This window comes from Paraburkholderia rhynchosiae (assembly GCF_002879865.1).
Lineage (GTDB): Bacteria > Pseudomonadota > Gammaproteobacteria > Burkholderiales > Burkholderiaceae > Paraburkholderia > Paraburkholderia rhynchosiae.
The window spans coordinates 1-721 of sequence record NZ_PNXY01000115.1 but is presented as its reverse complement, the minus strand read 5'-3'; the positions used below and the strand labels follow the sequence as shown (position 1 = coordinate 721).

The window sequence follows — 721 nt, the reverse complement described above, 5'->3', positions numbered from 1 at the left end:
TAATGCGCACCTTCACGCCGCGCTTCGCCGCCTCGACGATCGCGTTGATCGTCAGCTTGTCCGGCACTAAGTACGCGCTCGACAAGTGGATGGAGTGCGTCGCGGCGGTGATCGCCATGAGGTACATCAACTGCATGTCGTCGCTGCCGCCCGAGGGCGAGCTGCTAAACATGTGGGCGAGGCCGTCGCCCGCAGCGTCGATCTCCGGAAAGTACTGCGGGCCGTGCAGCACATTCCCCGTCGCCTTGATCCAGTTGTCCATGAAGACCGCCTGCATCTGTCCGACCGCCGGGCCTTCGACGCGAAAGTGCGTATCGCGCCAGTGTTTCTCGTCCTGCGCGTGCCCGGCCCATTCGTCGGCGATACCCACGCCGCCCGTAAAGCCGATGCGTCCGTCGATCACGAGCAGCTTGCGGTGCGTGCGGTCGTTCATGCGGCCGAGACCCGTCCAGTGCGGCTTGTGATACTGGATGACTTCCGCACCCGACTCGCGCAGCATCCGAAGATAGCGCTTGTCCATCTTCGATGAGCCGACCCAGTCGAGCAGCACGTGCACCGCGATACCCGCACGCGTCTTGTCGGACAGCGCACGCGCGATTTCCTCGCCGATCGCGCCGGACCAGTAAATGAAGGTTTCGAAGGTGATCGTGTGCCGCGCCGACCGGATGCCCTCCAGCATCGACGGAAAGATCTCGTCGCCGTTCAAGAGCACCTCGAAGCG

The 721-nt window shown here is 63.7% G+C and carries 1 protein-coding gene; it reads right to left on the bottom strand.

The genetic code is table 11. From position 1 onward, the window contains the following. A partial coding sequence (locus C0Z16_RS37040; protein WP_244201526.1) for a phospholipase D-like domain-containing protein occupies positions 1–721 on the bottom strand: 721 nt, incomplete at both ends.